This window comes from Streptomyces sp. NPDC050263, assembly GCF_040655955.1.
Taxonomy (GTDB): Bacteria; Actinomycetota; Actinomycetes; order Streptomycetales; family Streptomycetaceae; genus Streptomyces.
Genome location: NZ_JBFAKW010000280.1, coordinates 1 through 2,010, shown reverse-complemented (window position 1 = coordinate 2,010; position 2,010 = coordinate 1). Strand labels below are relative to the sequence as shown.

The 2,010-nt window shown below is 71.8% G+C and carries 2 protein-coding genes; one reads left to right on the top strand and one right to left on the bottom strand.

Going from position 1 to position 2,010, the window contains the following annotated elements; all coding sequences use genetic code 11:
• Window positions 1-90: 90 nt before the first annotated feature.
• Window positions 91-1,056 carry an NAD(P)-dependent alcohol dehydrogenase gene (locus AB0J04_RS45960; protein ID WP_363174702.1) on the bottom strand — a complete coding sequence of 322 codons (966 nt, stop codon included), beginning with the start codon at window positions 1,054-1,056 and terminating at the stop codon, window positions 91-93.
• Window positions 1,057-1,164: 108 nt separating this feature from the next.
• On the opposite strand from AB0J04_RS45960, the gene AB0J04_RS45955 reads away from it, so the two are divergent.
• Window positions 1,165-1,845, top strand: a complete 681-nt coding sequence (locus AB0J04_RS45955) for a helix-turn-helix domain-containing protein (protein ID WP_363174701.1) — start codon at window positions 1,165-1,167, stop codon at window positions 1,843-1,845.
• The last annotated feature ends 165 nt before the right edge of the window (window positions 1,846-2,010 follow it).

Genomic DNA, 2,010 nt, shown 5'->3' with positions numbered 1-2,010 from the left:
GCCGTTGCGAGGGTGTCCAGGTCGGTCGTCACACATCGACACTGGACGCCCTCGTCCTATGTCCGCAGGACATCCCTTGGACTCATTCATCTAGGCGACCCTGACCACGTACTTACCCCGCACTCCGCCCGCCTCCAGCGCCCGGTGTGCCGCCGCTGTCTCTTCCAGCGGGAAGACCGTGTCCACCGCCGGCCGCAGCTTCCCCTCCGTCACCTGGCGGGCGAGGTCGTCGAAGAGCGCACGTTCGGGGTTACCGCTGAAGAAGCGCACCCGTCCGCGTCCGTGGACGGCGCTGGCCGCGATGTAGCCCAGCGAGGCGGCGGGCCGCGTCAGGTCGAAGGCGATGGTGACCATGCGTCCGCCGGGCTTCACCATCCGCCGTACGGTACGCAGGTCGGTGCCCGCCGTGTCGAGGACCACGTCGAACAGTCCCAGTTCCGCCGGGGACACGGCCCGGTGGTCGACGGCGTGGTGGGCACCGAGCCCCCGGACAAAGTCGAGGTTGGCAGCGCGGGCCAGGGCCGTGACCTCGGCGCCGTACGCCTGTCCGAGCTGGACGGCGGCGTTGCCGACGCCGCCCGCCGCGCCCCTTACGAGCAGCCGTTCGCCGGGGCGCAGTGCGGCCTTGTCGCGGAGGGCCGTGATGGCCGTGGTGGCCACCGGCAGCGCGGCGGCGGCCACGAGGTCCAGCCCGTCCGGGACCCGGCCGAGCCCCTCGGGCCGTACCGTCACGTACTCGGCAGCGCTGCCGAATCCGGAGCTGCGGCCCAGGACGCCCCACACCTGGTCGCCGACCGCTACGCCGGTCGCGCCGGTGCCGAGTGCGGCGACCTCGCCGGTGAAGTCCAGCCCGACGCGCTGCGGGAACTTCCGGCCGGTGATGAGGCGGGCCTGACCGGAACGGGCCGCCAGTTCGCCGCCGTTCACGCTGAACGCGCGCACGCGCACGAGGACCTCGCCGGGTGCCGGTCCGGGACGTGGCACCCGGGCCACATACAGCACCTCAGGGCCGCCGAAGCGGTCGAACAGTACGGCTTTCATCGTGCGGTCGTCCATCGTCGCGTTCTCACCTTCGCCACCAGTGGCCGTGTGGGGGATCGTGGCGCCGAGCGTAGGCTGGCAATCGGACGAGATCGTCCACTTGACCGGAGGTGAGAGACAGCGGTGGGGGAATCCTCTCGGATCGCGGGGCAGGACAGTCTGCGGGCGGACGCACGGCGCAACCGGCGGCGCATCCTCGCGGCTGCCCGCGTGGTCTTCGCCGAGCACGGCATCGACGCGCCCATGGCGACCGTGGCTCGACGGGCGGGGGTCGGCGTGGCGACGCTGTACCGGCGTTTCCCGACGCGGGACGCCCTGGTGCGGGCCGCGTTCGCGCACCAGATGGACACCTGTGCCCGGGCGCTCAACGAGGCGCTGGCCGCCCCCGATCCGTGGCAGGGCTTCCAGCGGCTGGTCGAGACGGTCTGCGAACTGCAACGGGAGGAACGGGGCTTCCCGGCCGCGTTCGTCGCGGCCTTTCCGAACAGCACCCGAGAACACGCGCGGGAACGGGAACAGGCCGAGCGGGACTTCATGACCCTGGTCCGCAGGGCTCAGGCGGCGGGCGCGTTGCGGGCCGACTTCCACCCCTCCGACCTTGCCGTGGCCCTGTTGTCCCACTGCGGTCTGGTCACCGCACTGCCGGGTGACCGTGCGGCGTCCCGGCGTCTGGTGGCGTACCTGCTCCAGTCGTTCCGCGCCGAGGCGGCCCACGGAACACTGCCGACGCCGAGCACACTGTCGCTACGCAGTCTTCCGCTCGCGGCCGACGGCTCCCAGGGACAGCGGCCCTCCAGAGCCTGATACGAAGCGACGCCTGCCGCGTGGCCCGCCCTCCGGTCGACCGCTCCACTTTCGCAACAGGCCTTAGCGGCTCTAGTGCCGTAGCAGGGAATGTTTGCCCTGTTGTGATGTGACGCGTCGTCCGGGTGCTGTGCCGGGCGGCGCGTGTCCGGCACTCTGTCCGGG